This is a genomic window from Methylocaldum sp. (assembly GCF_039794385.1).
Classification (GTDB): Bacteria; Pseudomonadota; Gammaproteobacteria; order Methylococcales; family Methylococcaceae; genus Methylocaldum.
This window is the reverse complement of sequence record NZ_JBDIVO010000054.1, coordinates 1-19,725: the sequence shown is the minus strand read 5'-3', so window position 1 is coordinate 19,725 and position 19,725 is coordinate 1. Positions and strand designations below refer to the sequence as shown.

Genomic DNA, 19,725 nt, shown 5'->3' with positions numbered 1-19,725 from the left:
GATAGTCTGCCGAGCATCAAAGTAGGAGGACAGATATTGGGCGAACGCACCGTCGTTGGCGCCAACATCTACAATCGTTCTGATGCCGCCACCTGCACGCAACCACGTCCATAGGTCGGGCGAGCTTCGCGCAGAGCGCTTGCCCACGCGGCGAACTTCGTAACCCAGTCGATTGAGAATCCGACGGACCAGCCTCTTGCTATCCATCCCGCCCTCCTGATAGCAACTCCGCCGGATAGACAAACGGCGTACCGTTCATAATGCCGTCACAAACGATATCCAACCCGGTATCTCTTCCGGGCATCAATTGTTCCAGAGATTCGATTGATGGTCGGTAAGGGGGCCATGCGCCTGTCGGCTCCATGAGATCTAGTGGAATCATACGTCGGTAAAAAAAGTGATAAGCATACTTCAACGCACGCAAACGGGTTTCGTCGTCCAGCCGCTTGCCTAAAGGCAAATTGTTTAAAAGCCCGATATATTCGTCACGGGAAGAAGCGTCCAGTGTGACTCCCTTGTTCCGAATCCATGCCTCGCCCGCGACGATGACCGGAATGCCGATACTCGTCAGCTCGACGCCGGTCTTGGTTCCATAGATCAGCACGCTGTCGCAATGCTCCATCACGGCATACGTACTTACCTGGCTTTCAGGCGGAATGACCTTCACATTCGGAGGAAGAACTTGCCACTCCTTTTGAATTTCGTGCAACAGGGGCTGTCTTGATGGAAGCGTCCCACGGATCTCTGCAGGATGGATTCTAATCACCAACTGCAAACCTGATCGCTGAGCGAAGTACCTAATCGTGTCCATAACCCAGCTCAACATGTTTGGAAACGCATTCGCACGGTAGTGAAGTTGGGCGTCCCACATGACATTCGTGAGCATCCCAATAATCGGCCTCGTACGGTCCAGGTCCAACTCTTCCGCTATCTTCTCGAAACGCTCTTCCGGCTTCTCATGGAACCAGATCCAATCGTTGGAACCCTGCCAGCGGCTTCGCAAATATTCCTTAATCTCGGCTTCTGTAACATCCGTCCATGGCATCGTCTCCCAAGCCTCTACGGGCTCTTCGAGCAGAGTGTGGTGGTAGGTATCGTTATGACTGAAGATGAAGCACTTTTTCCGGTAAGCAATGTTCCAATTAACGACCCGGCTTCCTGCCTTACGCAGCACATCACCAATCACTCCCTGTGGACAGTAGATACCATGGTTAAAGCAGGAGCTTACGAATGGATATTGGCGCGTAAGCTGATTGAGCCCTTCAGCCGTCAGTATCGCTGCCTCAAGGTAGCGGCGTACCACTACTTCTCCTAGAGACTCATGATAGAGGTTGCCGCTTGCGAAATAACGTAGAGCACCCGCATAGGCATGCTCGCCGACAGCAACATCATCCAAGCGGAAATCCGGTATCTCCTCTAATGACACCGCCGCGGCGAACCGTTTGGCCCGCTGTCGCGACGCATCATCAATCAGTTCGCTCAGTTTGTGATTAACAAGACCGAGCGGCCCGAATAGATATTGCCCTGTCTCTTGACAGCTATTACACAGCCGTCCCTGAATGCCATAATCGGCAATGACTTGAGGATCGGGAATAGTCGGGTATTCGACACGGAGGCACGTCGGCAACACAGCGTCACACAAAAGCGTATGCACCCGAGCACCACGCAACGTCAGGGCAACGGCCAAAAGGCTTTCCAGCGAACTCAGCGCTGCAAATCCGCCCACTGTCGTAGCGATCAAGACATCCGGGCCATTTTGAGCGTTAACTTTTGCATTTGACCAGATCCGACGTTCTTTAGTGAGGAGGCTCCCCCAGTCTGGAAGGTTTTCAGCGTGCTCAACTAGGTTCGATATGTTTCCAGTCGGATTACAAAAGGCAACCTTTTGCAACCGATTGGATAATTTTTTGAATAAGCCCATTATTAGCGATTTCGTGAAATGAAAGACTCTCTCTGACGAATGCCGGGTAACTAATTTGAGCAGTCTATTTCCAACCGCTTTAATTATTTACCGTTGTACTCCCGAGACTAAACTTAAACGATATAAATCTATTCTCATTCGACAAGATATCTGAGCAAAGTTGAAGCATCCGTACAACGATTTTTCTTGGCAAAATCGTATAAACGCATATCTAGCTCATTATTCTCACGGATGATTGCATCAGAGGTTTCCGAATTAAGCCATGAACATAATTCGTCTTGTTCAGCACCATTCTCATGTGAAATACCACTCATTCTGGATTTTTCCTCCGAAGGAGAAAAAACGCGGTCCAGATCATCCGTTGTAAATACATGCACATTATCAGCAATGACTCTGTTCATTGCCGTTTCTGCATGGTGGGAACGGAGACGAATTAGTCCGGTCAAATCATAGCTGCAGAGCTGGCGAACCTGACCATTAGACATCTGAGGTGAGTGGTGAATATTTCTATAAATATAATTAATATTGCTGGCTTTGGAGAAGAGCTCATGCAAACGATGAGTGCTATTTTTTCTAATATAGCGTATTAAAGATTTCACCCGTTCCACTGGATCCCGCAAAACCACTACGTATTCAGCACTAGGTATAAAATACTCGTCAATACCATAATAAAAATGGCCAGTAATGAGCTTTATTTTCTCGAAATCGTAATGTCGCTCTCCACGCCCAAGGAAGGCATCCCAGAAAGCTTGATAATTTTTAAAACTGTATACCGCGTCTCGCAATGAAAGGAGTTGTCGAAACCATTTAACTACGCTCTTTCCGCCGGTCCTTGGAATATGCAAATGCAATAACATGCAAACCCCTTTTGTTATATTTTTTGGTCTAGTTCATAATAGAATCAAGAAAAATATCGCTCAGCAGTGTGCTCCGGGTCTTCAAAGTTCGATGTAATCTTTCCCATGCTTCCTATTGTTTTGTTAACGAGAGCTAAACATTTCCAACGGGCGGCGTAGGTTTTCCTATCCTGTTCGAGGGTTGCACTGTTCTGCAGGCGCACCGCCTCATCGGCATCAAAGTAGTGCTCCACGAACGCTCCGGGCGCATCGATGATTTCGTAGCCGGCTTGCCATAGGCGAAGGCAGAGGTCGCCGTCCGCTTTATAGAAGAGGTAATTCTCCTCGTCGACCCAGCCTACTGCCTCCAAGGCCTCTCGCAAGAACAATCCGTGGTTCACCATGAGTTTGCCGCCGAGAGTGCGTTGCACGTAATACTCGCGCTCGCCTGGCCAGTTGCGGAAATAGAAGGCGACGCCACCTACCTTTTTTCGCTTGGCGACCTGCTCTTCGAATGCTACGATGCCGCGCTCGATAGCATCGGGCAAGAGGATGCAGTCGTCGCTGATCATGAGGATATATTTCCCTTGGGCCGCCTTGAACCCGAGGTTCATAAAATAGCCCCAACTGCGGCGCTCTATAGGCTTGCCGCGAAACTCGCCGCGGTTGTGCTGCACGATCGTGATGACGTCTTTCTGCTCCAGGAGCCACTCCAGAGAACCGTCCGTCGACCCGCCATCAATCACGATAATTTCGTGTTTGGCAAAGGTCGAGTTTTCTCGGATGCTTTCGATTGCATGACGCAGCAGCCGACCGCGGTTATAGCTGCCGAGAACCGCCGAAAACAGGGGCCGATTACAAGGTAGGCTAGCACTGGGCCGGTGCATTAGTTTTCCAAGCAGATGATTAAGCATGCTTCACGAATTCCAGGCAGGCTACGGCGCGCGCCGCCGCCGCCAGATCCGGAGCGGGTACCGTAGCCGAGTGCACGTCGTAATACTCGCAATCTGCGCAAGCGTCCTCATCCGAGAGGAGCCACCCCTCGGAACTGTATCGGTAAAACGTCGCCGCTGTGAACTCAGGGCCGAAAGCGGTAATGGCCTGCCTCAAGCGCTGGCCGTCGAACTGGTACAACCACCCGAGATTCTGTGCTTTTCCGAACGGGACCGTCATTAGAAAATGACCGCCGGGTTTCAAAATTCGATTGAATTCCTTGATAACTCTCAAATAGTCATCCGGCTGTGATTCTTTATGCTGATCGTCCTGCGTATACAACTTCGCATTATCCATTCCGACATGCTCCAGCGTACTGATACTGACAATCGCGTCGAAGACTTCGTCTAGGAAAATGGTTTCCCGCAGGTCTCCAAACATATATGAGACATTCTGCCGCTTGGCCATAGTGCTCTCGGGAGCCAAGGTCAGAATGACAAGGCGCTTGTCGGAAAGCTGCGGGGCGTCCAGCAGAAAGGGATAGTTGAGGACTGAGCCGCCATCCAGGACAAGGCCACTAGTGCCCGGCAGCCGGGAAAGCAACCAAGGGTACTCGACGATTCGCTCGTCTATCCCGACCCCATAGTTTTGAGGCAATGGCTCTCCACGCGCAAAGACATCCAGCAGCGCCTGATCGGTCGGTATGTTTTTCAAAATGTTGTATCGATACTGCTTATAGCCCGGCGACCAGGGGATACGACCCGATTTTAGATACCGATCGATGTCCGACGGCTGGCCGAGCCTTTTGAATAGTTGTGTAATCTGCATTTGCTGATGCGCCTATCGTACTGGACCGTCACCGTACTCTTGCGCTTCAAGGCTCGCATCCATTGGCGCGAGCTGCGCTGTTTCAGGATTCAAGCCGTCCACGTATACTGCAAGACAAGTCTTGCGCAGCCTGAATAGCGGCCGCTCTTGCGAAAACTCCGCGAGATATTCCAATACCCCGGGGCTTTTGGCGGCATAGTCGTGCCACACGATCACTCCGCCCGGTTTGAGCAACTGCAGCGCCTTTTCGGTATCGTTCTTAACGCCTTGGTAGGAATGGTCGCCATCGATAAAGATGTAATCCATAGACTCCCTATACGGAGTCGGATCGAAAGTGCGGGAATCACAGAAGAGTTGGGTAATGCGTTCACGGTCGGGTGAACGCGCGATATACATGCCGATGTATGGAGCGTATCGCGGGTCGTCCTCCGGTGGAAGATTCAGGGTGAAAACCTGGGCCTCCTTGCAGACCGAAGCCAAGCCGCAGGTGGTCTGACCGCGATAAGTGCCGAGCTCGAAGATTTTTCGAGCATTGACCGCGCTTGCCATCCCGCAGACGTACACCATGTCCGAATGGTTTGCGTGATGGGATTCCTCGTGGATCACTCCAACTGGAACGAATATGGAACGCAGAGTTGGGAATAGCTGCGTGGCGTAAACCTCTCGAATCCTGCTCTTTCTCGCAAAGCGAGTGAGCATCATCTCTTGCGCCCAACTCGCAAGTGCCGTTTCGAACACATTAAGCAAGTTATCATCGGTATGTAACGCCTCGAGTTCGCTGAGAAACTCTTCCGTTTGATTCTTGAGCCATCTGCCGAGCTTCAGGAATAAAACCGTTTTCGCTTCCGACGTCATCTCTCTAAGCATGACCTCGAAGTAACTGGACAGAGCTGCCTGATCTTTCAGCACATCGCCGAAAATGCTATTGAGTACTTGGACCCGTTCGGCTAAGGACTTGCTATCGCTTGGGGAGAGATAGTCGCCGAATATGTTCCTGTCTATTGTTGTCATCATTATTCCAAAAGTTCCTAGAACACTCCTAGATAGGTATTCAGATCTTCTTCCAAATATAATTACGCGGAAGTTTTTTGTTTATTTGCGTGGACCGATTGCTTTCGGCTATTAAAGAAAAACCCGTATTTGACATGATCGCAAACATTGCCCGCACGTCATCATCATCGTGAGCATCCAGTTCTACCAACACGGTCTGAACACTCTCAGACAGGATTGTGCTCGAACCACGCAATATCTCCAACTCGATCCCATCCACGTCAATTTTCATTATTGACGGTGCCGGAAAACCGAAGGTCTTCACCAACTCATCGGCTGATGCGGCGAATGTCTTTTGTTGAAATACAGCTTGATTAAGGGACCACGGGCTTGTTGTTCCGAGATTGTGCACTGCGCCACCAGCACACATCTCCGACACATGCAGTTCCTGAATAGAGAGGGGACCACCATAAACCGCAAGACCGAGAACATCTATGTTGTGAAATCCGTTAGCAAAGACATTCCGGCAAAGACTTGCGAAGTTCTGCGACTCTGGCTCAATAGCCAAGATTCTGCAATTTCGATTTAAAGTTGCCGCATACATTGAGAAGAGGCCAATGTTTGCTCCGATATCCCAGAAGACACTGTCGTTGTCTATTTCGCTCCTCAACCAGGTATTAGTCTCAGGCTCTTTAACGCTAAACGACTTGGCGCGCCACAGCTCTTTCTCATTTTGCGGCTGAATGTAAAAAGACCTATCCAATTCAGAAACTACGTACAAATCGGCTTTGTGAGGATGTGCATTGTCCGGCTCATCGATTGGGCAAACTTGATCTTCCTTGGAAAATCGCGAAAGTAATGATTGCCATAAAGGACTCTTATTAAACACGGCGCTACAGCTCTCCCCAATGGAAATTAGTTCAAACTTGTTACGACTAGATTCGGTGAGCCGCTTCGCCGGCGCCACCCTCTATGTGAATGACATCGGCTTTTTCGTTGTCGAGCAAAGTCCAGGTGAAATCAACGCAGATTTCCCCAAAAGATCGTAGGGGGAGGCGGTGAGTGCCATAGTAGTCGCCCTCCAGTACCGTCAGTGTCGTCACGTCTAGTACCTTATCCACGAGTTGTCGATCGATGAGAAGAGCTGCAGTGAGGTAATAGGTACCGGGCACGAGCGGCAACCGTTTGACGCGACAGACAAATGTTCCGTCGGATGACAGGTTCGTTAAATCTACCGAGAGTACCTCGCTCGGTAAGCCGAACAATCTTTGACGCTTATCGTTTTCGACTACAACGTTAACAAAAACGTCCTTCACCGGTCGGGATTGAGCTTCTTCAAATCGATAATCGAATGCCAAGTAGATTTCGTCGCCGGTTTTTACGCTTGAGACCGGGACTCTGTTTTTATCCAACACTTGGAAGCGCGTCAGCCTAGCCAATCCGGTTCCAGCCCGATCGGCCCTGTCGCCCAAATCGGCTGATCTTTGAGGAGCCAATTCCTGCTGATACATTGCAAGACCGGTGATGACATCCCCTGCATACCGAATCCTACCTTGATCCATCCAGATCACTTGGTCGCAAAACCGCGCGATGTCGCCCATGCTGTGGGAGACGAAAACAATTGTGCGTCCTTCTGAGGCGAGATTTTCCACTCGCTGCAGGCACTTCTTCTGGAAAGCAAGGTCACCGACCGCGAGGACTTCATCCATCAGCAGTATGTCCGGGTCGAGGTGGGCGGCGACAGCGAATGCTAAACGCATGTACATGCCGCTCGAATAATGCTTTACCGGCATGTCCAAAAAATCGCCCACGCCGGAAAACTCGACAACGGCATCGAAGATAGCGTCGATCTCTTCTTTATCCAACCCGTGCAGTGCCGCGTTAAGGTAGATGTTTTCCCGTCCACTCAGATTCATGTTGAAACCGGTGCCGACTTCGAGCAACGAGGTAACACGGCCACGTATCCGCACTTCACCTTCGGTCGGATAAACCAGCCGGGATAATATCTTGAGAAGCGTGGATTTGCCGGCACCATTTCTGCCGATGATGCCTATACGTTGCCCTTTTCTAACGTCAAAGCTGACGTTCCTGAGTGCCCAAAATTCATTACTGGACGGGGTCGCAGACGGCGCCGTCTGGCCCCGCATCCGCCTGCTGAATCGGTGCAGAATATTCCGGATCGCGCGCGCAGCAGTCCCAGGTACGGCATTCTTTCTCGAATACCGCTTGGAAATATTCCGGACGCTGATGACGATAGGCTCCATTACAGCTTATCCACGAAAGTCGCTTCTGCGCGGCGGAACGCCAGCCCGCCAACCACCACTGCGGCAGCGGAAACAGCAAGCGAATAGGTCCATAATTCGATTGGAAACACGAAGCCTTCGAAGAGACATGCACGGAAAGCCATCATCGTGCCCGTCATCGGATTCAGCAAAAGCACAGGACGCGCCCATTCCGGAACCATCTCGGGTACAAAAAACACGCACGATACGAACAGTCCGATATACATCACAAAAGAGAGAAACTGCTCCAGATCGCGATTATTGATGGTCAGTGCGGCGAACAATGTGCCGATTCCGAACACCAGTGCCATGCACTGCAAGAGGACCAGAGGCAACAGGAGAATGGTCAGGCTCGGCGGGGCCTGATACCAAGCCATCATCGTGAGTAGCGGGACCGCAGCGATGCCTAGCCCGGCTAGGTTAGACAGGATTGGCACCATCGGGGTGATCAAACGCGGAAAATATATCTTACTGATGATGGTTGCGTCCTTCCTGACCGAGCCAGCTGTCTGCATGGTTGCATCGGTGAAGTAATACCAGAATATCAGGCCACTGTAGACGAACATCAAGTATGGTGCGTGGACATAAGTATTCGCACCGGAAAATTTTTTAAAAAGCGTGAATACAGTGGCGACGGTCAACGGCCGGATAACAGCCCATATGACCCCGAAGTGCATCCCATCGAATTGCGATTTGATGTCCCTCCTTACGAGGCTCATCAGCATGTGCCGATAACGGTAATACTCGGCCGGATCAAACTTGCCAAAGCCGCTCGGCGGGCGGATCACAATTTCCTTTTCTCGCGTTGTTGTCATGTCGTTCATTTCTTGTCAAATCCGCTGTCCGGTATGCTGTGCCAACTCGTCCTGCACCAACAGAGTGACTACGTCATCCAAACGCTTTGAAACTCGCCACCCCAGAACATCTTGAGCTCGACGCGGATTGGCACGCCCTTCACGTAAGTCCGAAGGACGGAGCAACGCAGCATCTGTCGTCACGTGATCCCGCCAATCGAGATCGAGCGCACGAAATACCGCCGCCACGAACTCGCGCAGGCTGTGGCTCTCTCCGGTAGCAATCACAAAATCGTCTGCGGATTCCTGCTGCAACATCCGCCACATGGCATCAACGTATTCCGGTGCCCAACCCCAATCACGCACGACATCAATATTTCCCAACCGCAGTGTCTCCGAAGATCCGTTGGCAATACGGCAGGCAGCGGCAACAATCTTTTTGGTTACGAAACGTTCGGGACGCAGCGGCGACTCATGGTTGAACAGAATTCCCGTACAAGCATACAACCCATAAGCCTCTCTGTAGTTCGCCACCTCCCAATGCGCAGCCGCTTTCGCTACCGCGTAGGGACTCCTCGGCCGAAATGGCGTATTCTCGTCGGCAGGCTGGGCACCGGTATTGCCGAAACATTCGCTTGAGCCCGCGTTGTATAGCCTCGCTGAGGAACCCAGAAAGCGAATGCCTTCCAACAGGTTCAGGGTGCCGACAACTATGCTCTCCATTGTTTCAACAGGCTGTTCGAAGGACAGCCCGACCGAACTCTGCCCGGCCAAATTGTAAATTTCGTCTGGGTCAATTTTTGACAGAGCCTGCAGAACACTTCTGAAGTCATTGGGAGCCATGGATTCGCAGGTCACCGAATCCCGAATACCCAATACTTCCAGGTTGCGAAAAGAGGCCGTCTGAGCATCCCGTGAGGTACCAAAAACCTGATATCCCTTGGCGAGGAGAAGTTTGGCCAGGTAAGCGCCGTCCTGACCGGATACCCCGCATATCAGCGCTCGCTTTGCCCGCATCGTCTATAGACTCTCAAAGAATCAGAACAGTCACCTCATTCATGATAATCCGGCGCTATAAACCCATGCCTTTTGACGAGTTCGTCCCGCTCCGCGGCCTTGAGGTCCTCGCGCACCATCTCCTCGACCAAACTTTTGAAGCTGGTTCTTGGGGTCCACCCAAGCTTTTCTTTGGCTTTGCCCGGATCTCCCAGCAGGGTATCGACCTCAGTGGGCCGAAAGTAGCGCGGATCGACCCGAACGATAGCTCTGCCATTTAGATACCCGACCCGGTCAACACCTTGGCCTTCCCACATGATGTCCATTCCGAGTTCGGCAGCAGCCGCGTTGACGAAATCGCGAACGCTGTATTGGATACCGGTAGCGATAACGAAGTCTTCCGGCTGCTGTTGCTGTAGCATGAGCCACTGCATCTCGACATAGTCGCGTGCATGTCCCCAGTCGCGTTTGGCTTCCAGATTTCCCAGATAGAGACAATCCTGCAAACCCAGCTTGATGCGAGCCAGCGCCCGAGTGATCTTGCGAGTGACAAAAGTCTCGCCCCGTATGGGCGACTCGTGGTTGAACAGTATGCCGTTGCAGGCATACATGCCGTAGGCCTCGCGATAATTTACCGTGATCCAGTAAGCGTAAAGCTTGGCTACTGCATAAGGGCTACGGGGATAGAAAGGTGTCGTTTCCTTCTGTGGAATCTCCTGCACCTTGCCGAATAACTCGGAAGTTGACGCTTGATAAAATCGTGTTGTTTTTTCCAAGCCAAGAATACGGATGGCCTCCAGTATTCGCAACGCCCCCAGCGCATCCGAATTGGCGGTGTATTCGGGCTCCTCAAAACTCACGCCTACATGAGATTGAGCCGCCAAATTATAGATTTCGTCCGGCTGGGTTTGCTGAATGATGCGTATAAGGCAGGAACTATCGGTCAAATCGCCGTGGTGCAGAAAGAACCGAACACTCCGTTCATGCGGGTCACGATAGAGGTGATCGATCCGGTCGGTTTTGAACAGTGACGTCCTCCGCTTGATACCATGGACTTCGTAGCCTTTGCCCAACAAGAATTCCGCAAGATAGGCGCCGTCCTGACCGGTGATGCCGGTAATGAGAGCTTTTTTCAAAATTTACTCCACAAATCTGTTCAAGTTGCCTTGGTATTCAGTTTGAGATGGCTTTCGCAATAGCCTGGGCATCGAGGGTGACCATGCTAATTACTTGCTGGTTTGTCCCGCAAGGCGGAAAATCCCCGAGCCCGAGGCAAGTAATTTTGATGTTGCGTTGTTCGAATCGGTTAATCGCACGCGCAACGGCATCGCCTTGCCCCCCTACAACGTAGTGGTTGTCTAGACAAAAGACTTTGCTGCAGTTGCCCAGCGCCGACCGCAACCAAGCACCATCCACGTGATTGAGCCAGGGAAGGTTGATAACTTTGATGCTGACGCCATTATCCGTAGCCAGTATTTCCGCCGCTTGAACTGCGGCACTGAGCATTACCGGGCCTGCGGCGATGAGAACCACATCGGAACCCTCGATTAGGGTAACCCCTTGCCCCAACCTCGGTTTATACCCTTCGGGGAACTTATAAGGAATTTCCCACGGCAGGGAAACCAGCCGAACGTAGCAACTCGCAGTGGCCTCGTTGATGCACCAGTCGAGCAATGGCCCCACCTCTGCCTCGCAGGATGGCTCCACTAAAGTCAGCCCCGGAATGGCTGCCAACGTAGAAATATCGCGTACCGCTTGGTGAGAATGACCGGGACCGCCGGGAACTACGCCTGTCAGGGACCCCACGTAGATGATTTTCGTCCGTTCGCTGGCATTGTTGTAGATCTGCTCATTCGGGCGCGCGGATAGAAAACAGGCGAAGGAATGCACAACCGGCAGCAAGCCTTTAAGTGCCATTCCGCCGGCCATGGAAACCATGTCCTGCTCGGCGATGCCGCACTCGTAGAACCGCTCAGGAAATTTTTCGCGGAAAGGGATAAGGCCGGTATCGAGAATCAGGTCGGCGTCCAATGCGACGAGGTTTCGATGCTTTTCGGCCTGCTCCAGCAAGGCGCGAGCGTAAGCAGGGATCAGCCGTTGTGCCGTAGCCGGCGGCGGATCAGCGGCTTCGCGTTTGATGCTTTCGACCTTTAGTGGCGACGCGCCAATCTCGCTTAAGCGCCACTGCAACCGGTCCATAATTTCCTCTGCAGCGAGGCGGTAGGAACCAGCATCCGGGGCACCGCTGTGAAAGCGATACATGGCCACGTCGGAATCCAGTGAGGTGTGCTCCATGAAAGATACACCCCGACCCTTGATGGTATCGGCGATGATGATCTTCGGGCGTGGTTCATCTTGCAATGATGCAAGCGTTTCGGCAAAGGCGCGGATATCGTGACCATTGCAGCGTTCGACACGCCAGCCGAAGACCCGCAGTTTTGCTTCCAGGTCGCCCAAGTCGGAGACATTTTTGACGAAGGTATCCGATTGCAGTTTGTTGTGATCGATAATGGCGGTGATTTCATGCAGCCCGTTATTAGCCGCAGAAATCAGCGATTCCCAAAACTGGCCTTCCTGCAATTCCCCATCGCCGGTCATGACGAATACCCGCCCCTGCCGCTTGGCGTGACGATTCGCAAACACCATTCCCTTGGCCTTAGAGATACCCATTCCGAGCGAGCCGGTGTTGGTGACAATACCCGGCGTAGCAACGTCCGGATGACCGGGAAGCCCATCAATTCGGCGCAATTTGTGGACAAGTTCGAAGTCCAATCGTCCCATGCCGATGAGGGCAGAGTAGTAACCCGGAGCATCATGCCCTTTGGAACTGAAGAATACATCCCCGGATGACTCTGGAGTTTCGGCTGGCTGTATTTCCTCGAGCAGTAGCCAACTGATGATATCCAGACTGCTGAAACTGCTGCCGATGTGACCGGAACCGGCACGGGCGATCATATAGAGAGCATTCAGCCGGCACATGTCGGCAAAAATGGCCACGCGTTGTTCAGGTGCTCCTCGCAGGGCACGTACACGCACGAATTCGGTATAAGGAATGTAATAAAGGGTGCCGTCCACGGCTTGCCCGACTTGATCACCCACGATGCTGGCTCCGGATCACTTGTTGATGTTGTAAGGAGGAATGTCGATTATCGGTAATGTAGCCTCTCGTATCGCCAGCAGGCGCTCGGCCAACCACCAGTCTTCAGGGTCGTTAATGTCAAAGCCCTCCAAACCCTGACTGACAAAGGGAATAATGGCTTCCCCGGCAATGCTGCCCTGCCCCAGCGCTACCCGTGACCATGCGATCTCAAGGCTGGCATCCTGCGCATAGATTTCCGGCAGGGCGGCGTACTGGCTGCTATGCCATGGGGTAGCTCCATTGCTGAAAGGCATCAGCGGGAGCATTCGCTTGCCCCGAATCACCCACATCTTGCCCGGATGCTGCTTGCATTTTTCTATGGCCCGGAGGGAGTCCGCGCCAGTATCCTCGATAAACATGGCCCAGGCCCGGCGAATGGTCTCCGGCAGCCGAAACGGGCTGGTGGGACGCAGAATGCTGAAAATCTCGAACGCCCTGCCGCACTCCTTCAGCTTTTTCAACATCCAGACCACCCACTCGATATCGGGAGACTTGTCGCCTGAGATTTCAGACGGGCGAAGGAACGGCACCTCGGCACCATAGTGGCGCGCAATTTCTGCATAGCCTTCGCTGTCGGTGGCACAAATCACCGAGTCGAATACGCCACTGTCGATTGCAGCGCGAACGGTATAGGCCAACATGGGATGCCCACCCAGCGGCCTGATATTCTTGTCAGGCACCCGTTTGGAACCCGAACGAGCGGGGACAAAAGCGACGGCACGAGGTTTCATGATGTTCAGATCTGATTGGGCCGAATCAGAAAGGAGATGTTCTTGAGTTCGGAATAAACATCCAGCGCCTCCACGCCCGGCTCTCGGGTCCCATTGCCTGATGCCCCGAATCCGCCGAACGGCATATGCGGCTCACTCCCATAGGTCCCGAGGTTGATATTGGCTACCCCGGCCCGAACACGCTGGGCAAACCACATGGCGCGATCCACGTTGCGAGTGTGAATCGCGGCAGTCAGGCCATATTCGGTTGCATTGGCAAGAGCGAGCGCTTCAGGCAGGGTTTCAACGACATGAAGCGTCGCCACCGGCCCGAAAACTTCCTTGCGGCTCAATTCGGCATGCGCATTCAACCCTTCGACGAGGGTGGGTTGAATATAATAGCCGTTCGAAAGTTCCGCAGTTGATGGCGCAGCACCACCGCATAACGTAGTTCCGCCCTCCCGATTGGAGTTCTCGATCACGGCAAGAATGGATTGCTGCTGGCGCTTGCTGACGACCGGGCCGAGGTCGCAGCCGGCAGCTACCCCCAATTTCAGGTTTTGCGCCTTGGCAACCAGTTTGTCGCGAAAATCTTCGTAAACTTCTTTAAATACGATGATGCGGCTGCCGGCCGCGCAGCGTTGCCCGGCATTGCTGAATGCCGAAAGCGCGGCCCAATGCACGGCTTGTTCGATATCGGCATCGTCGCATACCACAAAAGGGTTTTTACCACCCAATTCCAGGGAAACTCTGGCTAAGCGCCTGCCGGCCACTTCGGCAATCCAGCGGCCCACGACGGTAGATCCGGTGAAACTGATTACCGAAACCCGCTCGTCGGTGACCAATGTAGCACCGGCGGATTGGCCGAGGCCTTGGATTACATTGAAAACGCCATCGGGCAGCCCGGCCTGTTTGGCGAGTTGAGCGAAAAGCAGCGCGATGCGCGGAGCGTCTTCCGACGCCTTGAGCACCACGGTGTTGCCGCAGATGAGTGCCGGAAATGTCTTCCAGGCGATATTGGCGATAGGCGTATTAGCCGGGACAATAAGCCCTGCAATACCACGCGGCTGACGCACAGTGTGGCTGTATTTGCCCGGTGTTCCGGAAGTCAGAGAGCGTGCATAGAGCCGCATGCCCTCACCCGCGAAATATTCAGCCTGGAGTATGGCTGCACCGACCTCGCCTTTTGCGTCCTGCGGCGGCTTACCGGTTTCAATCGCGATGCAATCCGCAAGTTCCTCGGCCCTGCCTTTCATCGCCGCAACGATGTCCATCAAAATCTGGCCACGCCTGACCGGAGTCAGATCCGACCATGCTGCAAAAGCGGCTTCGGCAACCGAGACGGCGCGACGGGTGTCTTCCGCCGTTGAATCGGCCACCTGGCTAAGAATTTCCCCGCTATGCGGATTGAACTTATCCAGCCAGCAGTCATCTTGCGGCGGACATTCCTTCCCGTTAATCCAGTTCGATATGCGCATGGTACTGTCCGGCATATTCAAATTGCTGTCCAGCCACCATCAACCACAAGATTGGCGCCTGTCATGTATCTCGATGCGGAACTTGCAAGGAAAAGAACCGCACCGTTGTAATCGCTGACCTTGGCCATGTGCCCGACGGGAATGCGCCCACAGTAGGCATCGAGAAAAGCTTGTTCTTGGTTATTGAAGACGCCGGCTATCGTCAAGGTATTCACTCGCACATTCTTTTTTGCCCAGTAAACGGCAAGATAACGTGTCATGTTGAGAATACCGGATTTCGACGCCGAATAAGCAATGGGCTTGTAGAAAGTCTCGCCCCGCTGACGGCGGTATTCATAGAGATTCTGATCAGGCGAAACCACGCCGTAGATCGATGCAATATTGATGATGGAACCCTTGCCAGCCCTAGCCATGGCACCACCGAAAATCTGGCAGCAAAGGTGCACACCCTTGAGATTGACGTCTATCACTTTATCCCACGATGCCTCGGGATAATCTTCAAATGGGCCATTTTCTTCCAGCGGTGCGGATGGCGGTGAATCGATAGCAGCGTTATTGACCAGTACCGTCGGCGTTCCAAACTGCCGATCTATTTCGGCCAGGGCATTTTCCAGCAAGCCTCTATCCGCTACATCGGCTGCCAAAAACCGGAAGCGTTCAGAGTAGTCGCGAGCCAACATCTCGCTAAAGGCTGACGGTCGAACGTCCAGACCGGCCACACGTGCACCGCGCTGCAGGAACGCACTGGCGTATTCGCTACCGAGCTGCCCGGAAACGCCGGTGATCAGGACGATCTCACGGCTGACATCGAAAAGTTGGTCAGGGGACATAGGTTTCCAATTTATCTAAAGAGCCTTGTTTGGCATGAAAAATAATGTCACAGACCTCCCGAACGGCACCGTAGCCGCCGGCCCTCACTGTCCGATAAAGCACATGGGGAAAGACTTCCGGGTAGGCGTCGGCAACTGCAATCGGTAACCCCACTATCTTGAAAGCCGGGATATCGTTGATGTCGTTACCGACAAAGGCCGCTTGGGCTGGATTGATGTCGTGTTCCAGACAGGCTTCCAGAATGATAGCTGCCTTATCTTCGATCCCTTGCCTGCAAGCCATCTTGAGCTTATTGGCGCGCACGGTGACTACCGGGTTGACTTCGGTAGAAAGAATCAGCAACTGCACGCCGATGCTGCGTAGGCGGGTCAAGCCGACACCGTCGCTGCGCCAGCAGCGTACCGACTCTATACCATCATGGGTAACATAGACACCGTTGTCGGTAAAGACGCCGTCGAAATCAAATACCACCAGGCGGATGGAAGCCGACAATTCGCCCAGACGCCCTAAGCCCTGCGCCTGCGTATAAACCGGAGGAGTGCCCATCAAGCGGTCTTTCGGGCAGCCAACTTGGCGGGATCTAAGAACTCATCTTCCAGTGCGGGATGTGTCAGCGTCATGCCCACTACGTTGTCCCACTCGTAGGGAGGCAAACCGCCTCCCGGCGATTTCATCGCGATGTCATCATCGGTAAGAACATGCCCTTTCGGTAAATTCCGCTTTGCCACCAGGCTTTTGCCCATTTTTGTGATGGGTGCCTTTTCGCTGGAATACATGATCTTCTTGCCATCCCCTAGGGCAAGCTTGAGACGGCGCAGGTCTCGGACCATCTTGGTCATGCCGACGGGTTCGAGAGAGAACGCATGGTCTGTGCCTTTCATGGCACGGTTGAGGGTAAAATGCTTTTCGATAATTCTCGCCCCGAGCATATAGCCGGCTACAGCCATGGCAATACCGCTATCATGGCTCGAGAAGCCGATTACGATATCGGGAAATTCTCTGCGCAAAGTGTCGATTACCCTCAAATTAAGCTCGTTCCATTCCGGTGGATAACCGCCGGTGCATTGCATGATGCATAGCTGGCTATTGAGGGGCATTACGGCGTCATATGCCCGCCGAATATCATCCAGCGTGGCGCCGCCGGTACTCAAAATCATCGGCTTGCCGAAGCTGGCAACATGTTTGAGTAGCGGTATGGTCCTGATATCCCCTGACGCGAACTTGTATGCGGGAACGTCCAATTTTTCCAAAAAGTCAGCGCTGGGAATATCGAAGGCGGTCGAGAAGAAGTCCAAGCCAAGTTCGTTGGCGTATTTCTGCAGCTCCACGTATTCATGCCAGCCGAATTCGAGGAATTCGCGGTGCTCGCCGTACGTGGCACCGAAACTGTTCGGGTTATCGTAATCTCTGTTATATGCCTCCTTGGTGAAAAGCGTTTTGTTATCACGCTTCTGGAGTTTTACCGCATTTACACCCGCATTCTTCGCCGCAAGAAAGAGTTCTTTGCATGTTTCCAAGCTGCCTTGATGATTGTGACCAATCTCGGCGATGACATAACAATCGCTATCATCGTTAATCAGGTGATTTCCGATCACAAGGTTTCTTCTTTGGCTCATTTTGCATCCAAACAGCGAAAAGTTAATAAAATTAAACGGTTACTTCTTCTCATGGCCCGTCCATATTTCTGGTCGGAGCGAATGATATCGTTTTCACCCCCATCTTCGCCAGCCTCGCTAGCCCCATCTCCGTCTATCTGAGCAAGGAGGCGGGAGCTTTCAGCAACCCAATGCACATCCTCGGGCTAAGCGAAAACGCCAATTATAAACAATACTTCAATCTCCCCAAGAGGAGCCGGCCGGTACCTTCGGTTACAATTCGTCCCTGCACTTGCCCGCCCACTCCGTAGCGTACTGTCTCAGCGGTCCGTTTTTCAACTCGGATGCCAAACTTATACGATAAAGTGCCCCAAAGTGGGTAACTCTTAGGGTGCAAATTTAGCGAAATGCCAGGTGTTTTATGGACCGATAAACAGCCGAGCAGAAGATGCATACCATTCCCCAATTACGCCGTTAGAAATTGAAACCTTGGCAAGTTACACAACGCGGTTTCTACGGACCTAACAGGGATTTGCTCTCCTTCGGCAATAGCCCTATTTCCGGCGTTACACTACCGTTACAAATCTGAAACGCGAACCTCTGCCCTGCCTTCCTACTAACTCAGGTGGAGATCCCTGATGTTTCATCGGTTGGCGCTGCTGGTCTTTCCTGTTCTGCTGTTCACGGTCATCGCCCTGGCTGATCCGCTAAAGCCGGAATCGGTTCCCGATCCTCTCAAGCCTTGGACCGGCTGGGTCTTGCACGGCCACAAAAATCGGGCTTGTCCAGAAGTACAGGGTAATCCAGAGGACCGGCGCTGCGTTTGGCCGACGAGTCTCGAGCTGGTGTTGGATGATCGCGCCGGCCGTTTCACTTTGAATACTCGCGTTTTTGCGGAGAGTTGGCTGCCGCTTCCGGGCGATGCGGAACACTGGCCGCAGCAGGTGGAGGTGGATGGAAAGCCGGCCGTTGTCGCAACCGCCGATAATACCCCCGGAATCCGCCTCGCTCCGGGTGAGCATACCGTCAAAGGCCGGTTTGTTTGGGGTCGGAAGAAGTAAAACCGATAACCTCGTTAACAAAATAGCGTTGGAATAAAACCGCCCACAGCTAATCGGCTGCCGGTTTGCGGGCGGTCCGGGTTGGGTGAGGCGTTGGACTCGGCGGCGTATCAACAAGGTGTCCAGTGACGGACTTGTGAAAAATGCTGGCCATCAGTGTCTGATAGGGATTCCCTCTTCCGCGGCATTAGCTTGAACATCTTCAAGGTCACGGGATGAGATACGTATATTGACACGCTTGTCCTTGGCAAGCGAAGCGGAGGCTATCGATGCATAGCACGCGATTTCATCCTTGAGATTGGGCACGGATCGCCACTCTTCCCTTTCGAAGGAAGCCAGAATTTCTTCTTCGAGTTTGCTTTCTTTATCCATTTCAAATGTCCTCTGTCAGATATTTGCGGGTCGCTTTCTGATGCACGCGTTCTGCCAAGTCGCAACGACTGGGCAGGGGTATCTCCGAGGATGAAGTCTTACTTTCGAGGGTGAATGCTGCAGGTTAATCCGTCGACGGTGGGCGTAATATCGCGGGGTTCCACCGGATGGAGAAAGCCGGGCGAGACAGTCCAACGATAGCCATCGTCGGTCACCACGGTTACGCTTTTCTTATTGTAGCGTACCAGCGTTCCCGTAATACGGCGAAAGTCGTCGGTATCGAAGCAGACGCGGGCGCCGATCGAGAACTTCAGCATGGTGGCGTGCGCCCGCATCTGCTGGAGAAAGCGCAGGCGCTCGACGATCCGGCGGTTGAGGTCGATGAGTTCGGCCTCGGTGAACTGATCAATGTCTATGGTCATGGAGGGTTACGGGATTCGGTGTGAAGCGACGGTTCTGAGGTTTGGGGTTGCCAGCGTCAGGGCAGTCAATGGTCGAGTAGCCGATAATGCCAGTCATGGTTCGACAAGCTCACCACGAAGGGCATCAACGGCTTACCGTCCGTCCTGAACCCGTCGAAGAACCTGATCGGAACTTCCCGAAAGATGCGGAGCAAAATATGAGCGCTCAACGCAAGGCTTCGTCCGGCGTCGCTGCGAACAACACCTGTTCCGACCAGCGCAGCAGGGTATCGCCGTCGGCCTGCTCGATAAGCCGACGATGCTTCTTGCCGAGTGGGCCGAATTTGCGGGTCATCAGGCGAAGCAACAATTCGGCCTGTCCTTCCTGTCGTCCTTCCTCTCTTCCTTCCTGTCTGCCTTCTTGTCTTCCCTCCTGTCTTCCAATAAACAATCCTTGCTGCCGACCTTGTTCGATGTAACGGTCTATAAAAGTGGGCATATAGTCCTCCAGGTTGGCAATGTCGGTGAGCAATTCGCGAATGTCGTTTTCTTCCAATA

The 19,725-nt window shown here is 53.0% G+C and carries 21 protein-coding genes; 1 reads left to right on the top strand and 20 read right to left on the bottom strand.

What is annotated here, in order from left to right:
* The 17 genes from ABJK70_RS07425 to ABJK70_RS07345 all read right to left on the bottom strand — a co-directional run.
* On the bottom strand, nt 1-207 hold a 207-nt coding region (locus ABJK70_RS07425; RefSeq protein ID WP_347257679.1), incomplete at its 3' end, for a hypothetical protein.
* On the bottom strand, nt 200-1,921 hold the full coding sequence (locus ABJK70_RS07420) for a capsule biosynthesis protein (protein ID WP_347257678.1): 1,722 nt from the start codon (nt 1,919-1,921) through the stop codon (nt 200-202). The genes ABJK70_RS07420 and ABJK70_RS07425, both read right to left, overlap by 8 nt.
* A 134-nt stretch (nt 1,922-2,055) precedes the next feature.
* Nucleotides 2,056-2,778, bottom strand: coding sequence for a hypothetical protein (locus tag ABJK70_RS07415; protein WP_347257677.1), 723 nt, complete (start codon nt 2,776-2,778; stop codon nt 2,056-2,058).
* Between the two features lie 44 nt (nt 2,779-2,822).
* On the bottom strand, nt 2,823-3,644 hold the full coding sequence (locus tag ABJK70_RS07410) for a glycosyltransferase (RefSeq protein WP_347257676.1): 822 nt from the start codon (nt 3,642-3,644) through the stop codon (nt 2,823-2,825).
* Between the two features lie 19 nt (nt 3,645-3,663).
* Entirely contained in the window at nt 3,664-4,518 is an 855-nt protein-coding gene (locus tag ABJK70_RS07405) for a class I SAM-dependent methyltransferase (RefSeq protein ID WP_347257675.1), read from the bottom strand.
* Between the two features lie 12 nt (nt 4,519-4,530).
* On the bottom strand, nt 4,531-5,532 hold the full coding sequence (locus tag ABJK70_RS07400; RefSeq protein ID WP_347257674.1) for a class I SAM-dependent methyltransferase: 1,002 nt from the start codon (nt 5,530-5,532) through the stop codon (nt 4,531-4,533).
* Between the two features lie 37 nt (nt 5,533-5,569).
* On the bottom strand, nt 5,570-6,397 hold the full coding sequence (locus ABJK70_RS07395) for an FkbM family methyltransferase (protein ID WP_347257673.1): 828 nt from the start codon (nt 6,395-6,397) through the stop codon (nt 5,570-5,572).
* A 46-nt stretch (nt 6,398-6,443) separates the two neighbouring features.
* Nucleotides 6,444-7,772 (bottom strand): ABC transporter ATP-binding protein, encoded by a 1,329-nt coding sequence (locus ABJK70_RS07390; RefSeq protein WP_347257672.1) that lies wholly within the window; start codon nt 7,770-7,772, stop codon nt 6,444-6,446.
* Nucleotides 7,772-8,614 carry an ABC transporter permease gene (locus tag ABJK70_RS07385; RefSeq protein WP_347257671.1) on the bottom strand — a complete coding sequence of 281 codons (843 nt, stop codon included), beginning with the start codon at nt 8,612-8,614 and terminating at the stop codon, nt 7,772-7,774. Before ABJK70_RS07385 ends, ABJK70_RS07390 begins: the two co-directional genes overlap by 1 nt.
* Before the next feature lie 6 nt (nt 8,615-8,620).
* Nucleotides 8,621-9,601: a GDP-mannose 4,6-dehydratase gene (locus tag ABJK70_RS07380; RefSeq protein WP_347257670.1), complete on the bottom strand. Its 981-nt coding sequence runs from the start codon at nt 9,599-9,601 to the stop codon at nt 8,621-8,623.
* Nucleotides 9,602-9,636: 35 nt separating this feature from the next.
* Complete coding sequence (gmd, locus tag ABJK70_RS07375) at nt 9,637-10,719, bottom strand: GDP-mannose 4,6-dehydratase (RefSeq protein WP_347257680.1); 1,083 nt, start codon at nt 10,717-10,719, stop codon at nt 9,637-9,639.
* 34 nt (nt 10,720-10,753) lie between these two features.
* Complete coding sequence (locus ABJK70_RS07370) at nt 10,754-12,679, bottom strand: transketolase C-terminal domain-containing protein (protein WP_347257669.1); 1,926 nt, start codon at nt 12,677-12,679, stop codon at nt 10,754-10,756.
* Between the two features lie 15 nt (nt 12,680-12,694).
* Nucleotides 12,695-13,450, bottom strand: coding sequence for an acylneuraminate cytidylyltransferase family protein (locus tag ABJK70_RS07365; protein WP_347257668.1), 756 nt, complete (start codon nt 13,448-13,450; stop codon nt 12,695-12,697).
* A 5-nt stretch (nt 13,451-13,455) separates the two neighbouring features.
* Nucleotides 13,456-14,907 (bottom strand): aldehyde dehydrogenase family protein, encoded by a 1,452-nt coding sequence (locus ABJK70_RS07360; protein WP_347257667.1) that lies wholly within the window; start codon nt 14,905-14,907, stop codon nt 13,456-13,458.
* A gap of 17 nt (nt 14,908-14,924) precedes the next feature.
* Nucleotides 14,925-15,737: an SDR family oxidoreductase gene (locus ABJK70_RS07355; RefSeq protein WP_347257666.1), complete on the bottom strand. Its 813-nt coding sequence runs from the start codon at nt 15,735-15,737 to the stop codon at nt 14,925-14,927.
* Nucleotides 15,727-16,284 (bottom strand): HAD hydrolase family protein, encoded by a 558-nt coding sequence (locus ABJK70_RS07350; protein WP_347257665.1) that lies wholly within the window; start codon nt 16,282-16,284, stop codon nt 15,727-15,729. The genes ABJK70_RS07355 and ABJK70_RS07350 overlap by 11 nt, the downstream gene beginning before the upstream one ends.
* Complete coding sequence (locus ABJK70_RS07345; RefSeq protein ID WP_347257664.1) at nt 16,284-17,354, bottom strand: N-acetylneuraminate synthase family protein; 1,071 nt, start codon at nt 17,352-17,354, stop codon at nt 16,284-16,286. Before ABJK70_RS07345 ends, ABJK70_RS07350 begins: the two co-directional genes overlap by 1 nt.
* Before the next feature lie 617 nt (nt 17,355-17,971).
* Between ABJK70_RS07345 and ABJK70_RS07340 the strand changes: the two genes are divergently transcribed.
* Nucleotides 17,972-18,394, top strand: coding sequence for a hypothetical protein (locus tag ABJK70_RS07340; protein ID WP_347257663.1), 423 nt, complete (start codon nt 17,972-17,974; stop codon nt 18,392-18,394).
* 153 nt (nt 18,395-18,547) lie between these two features.
* On the opposite strand, the gene ABJK70_RS07335 is transcribed toward ABJK70_RS07340, so the two are convergent.
* The 3 genes from ABJK70_RS07335 to ABJK70_RS07325 all read right to left on the bottom strand — a co-directional run.
* Nucleotides 18,548-18,766: an antitoxin gene (locus ABJK70_RS07335; RefSeq protein ID WP_205780874.1), complete on the bottom strand. Its 219-nt coding sequence runs from the start codon at nt 18,764-18,766 to the stop codon at nt 18,548-18,550.
* Between the two features lie 98 nt (nt 18,767-18,864).
* A complete protein-coding gene (locus ABJK70_RS07330; protein WP_347257662.1) occupies nt 18,865-19,188 on the bottom strand; it encodes a hypothetical protein in 324 nt (107 codons plus the stop codon).
* Nucleotides 19,189-19,393: 205 nt separating this feature from the next.
* Nucleotides 19,394-19,725, bottom strand: a 332-nt coding sequence (locus tag ABJK70_RS07325; protein WP_347257661.1) for a DUF4351 domain-containing protein, incomplete at its 5' end; no start/stop codon positions are given.

Bases quoted from the DNA above. Each gene is read 5' to 3' on its own strand.
- ABJK70_RS07420 (WP_347257678.1), bottom strand. From the start codon at position 1,921: ATGGGCTTATTCAAAAAATTATCCAATCGGTTGCAAAAGGTTGCCTTT.
- ABJK70_RS07415 (WP_347257677.1), bottom strand. From the start codon at position 2,778: ATGTTATTGCATTTGCATATTCCAAGGACCGGCGGAAAGAGCGTAGTT.
- ABJK70_RS07410 (WP_347257676.1), bottom strand. From the start codon at position 3,644: ATGCACCGGCCCAGTGCTAGCCTACCTTGTAATCGGCCCCTGTTTTCG.
- ABJK70_RS07405 (WP_347257675.1), bottom strand. From the start codon at position 4,518: ATGCAGATTACACAACTATTCAAAAGGCTCGGCCAGCCGTCGGACATC.
- ABJK70_RS07400 (WP_347257674.1), bottom strand. From the start codon at position 5,532: ATGATGACAACAATAGACAGGAACATATTCGGCGACTATCTCTCCCCA.
- ABJK70_RS07390 (WP_347257672.1), bottom strand. From the start codon at position 7,772: ATGGAGCCTATCGTCATCAGCGTCCGGAATATTTCCAAGCGGTATTCG.
- ABJK70_RS07385 (WP_347257671.1), bottom strand. From the start codon at position 8,614: ATGAACGACATGACAACAACGCGAGAAAAGGAAATTGTGATCCGCCCG.
- ABJK70_RS07380 (WP_347257670.1), bottom strand. From the start codon at position 9,601: ATGCGGGCAAAGCGAGCGCTGATATGCGGGGTATCCGGTCAGGACGGC.
- ABJK70_RS07365 (WP_347257668.1), bottom strand. From the start codon at position 13,450: ATGAAACCTCGTGCCGTCGCTTTTGTCCCCGCTCGTTCGGGTTCCAAA.
- ABJK70_RS07360 (WP_347257667.1), bottom strand. From the start codon at position 14,907: ATGCGCATATCGAACTGGATTAACGGGAAGGAATGTCCGCCGCAAGAT.
- ABJK70_RS07355 (WP_347257666.1), bottom strand. From the start codon at position 15,737: ATGTCCCCTGACCAACTTTTCGATGTCAGCCGTGAGATCGTCCTGATC.
- ABJK70_RS07350 (WP_347257665.1), bottom strand. From the start codon at position 16,284: ATGGGCACTCCTCCGGTTTATACGCAGGCGCAGGGCTTAGGGCGTCTG.
- ABJK70_RS07345 (WP_347257664.1), bottom strand. From the start codon at position 17,354: ATGAGCCAAAGAAGAAACCTTGTGATCGGAAATCACCTGATTAACGAT.
- ABJK70_RS07340 (WP_347257663.1), top strand. From the start codon at position 17,972: ATGTTTCATCGGTTGGCGCTGCTGGTCTTTCCTGTTCTGCTGTTCACG.
- ABJK70_RS07335 (WP_205780874.1), bottom strand. From the start codon at position 18,766: ATGGATAAAGAAAGCAAACTCGAAGAAGAAATTCTGGCTTCCTTCGAA.
- ABJK70_RS07330 (WP_347257662.1), bottom strand. From the start codon at position 19,188: ATGACCATAGACATTGATCAGTTCACCGAGGCCGAACTCATCGACCTC.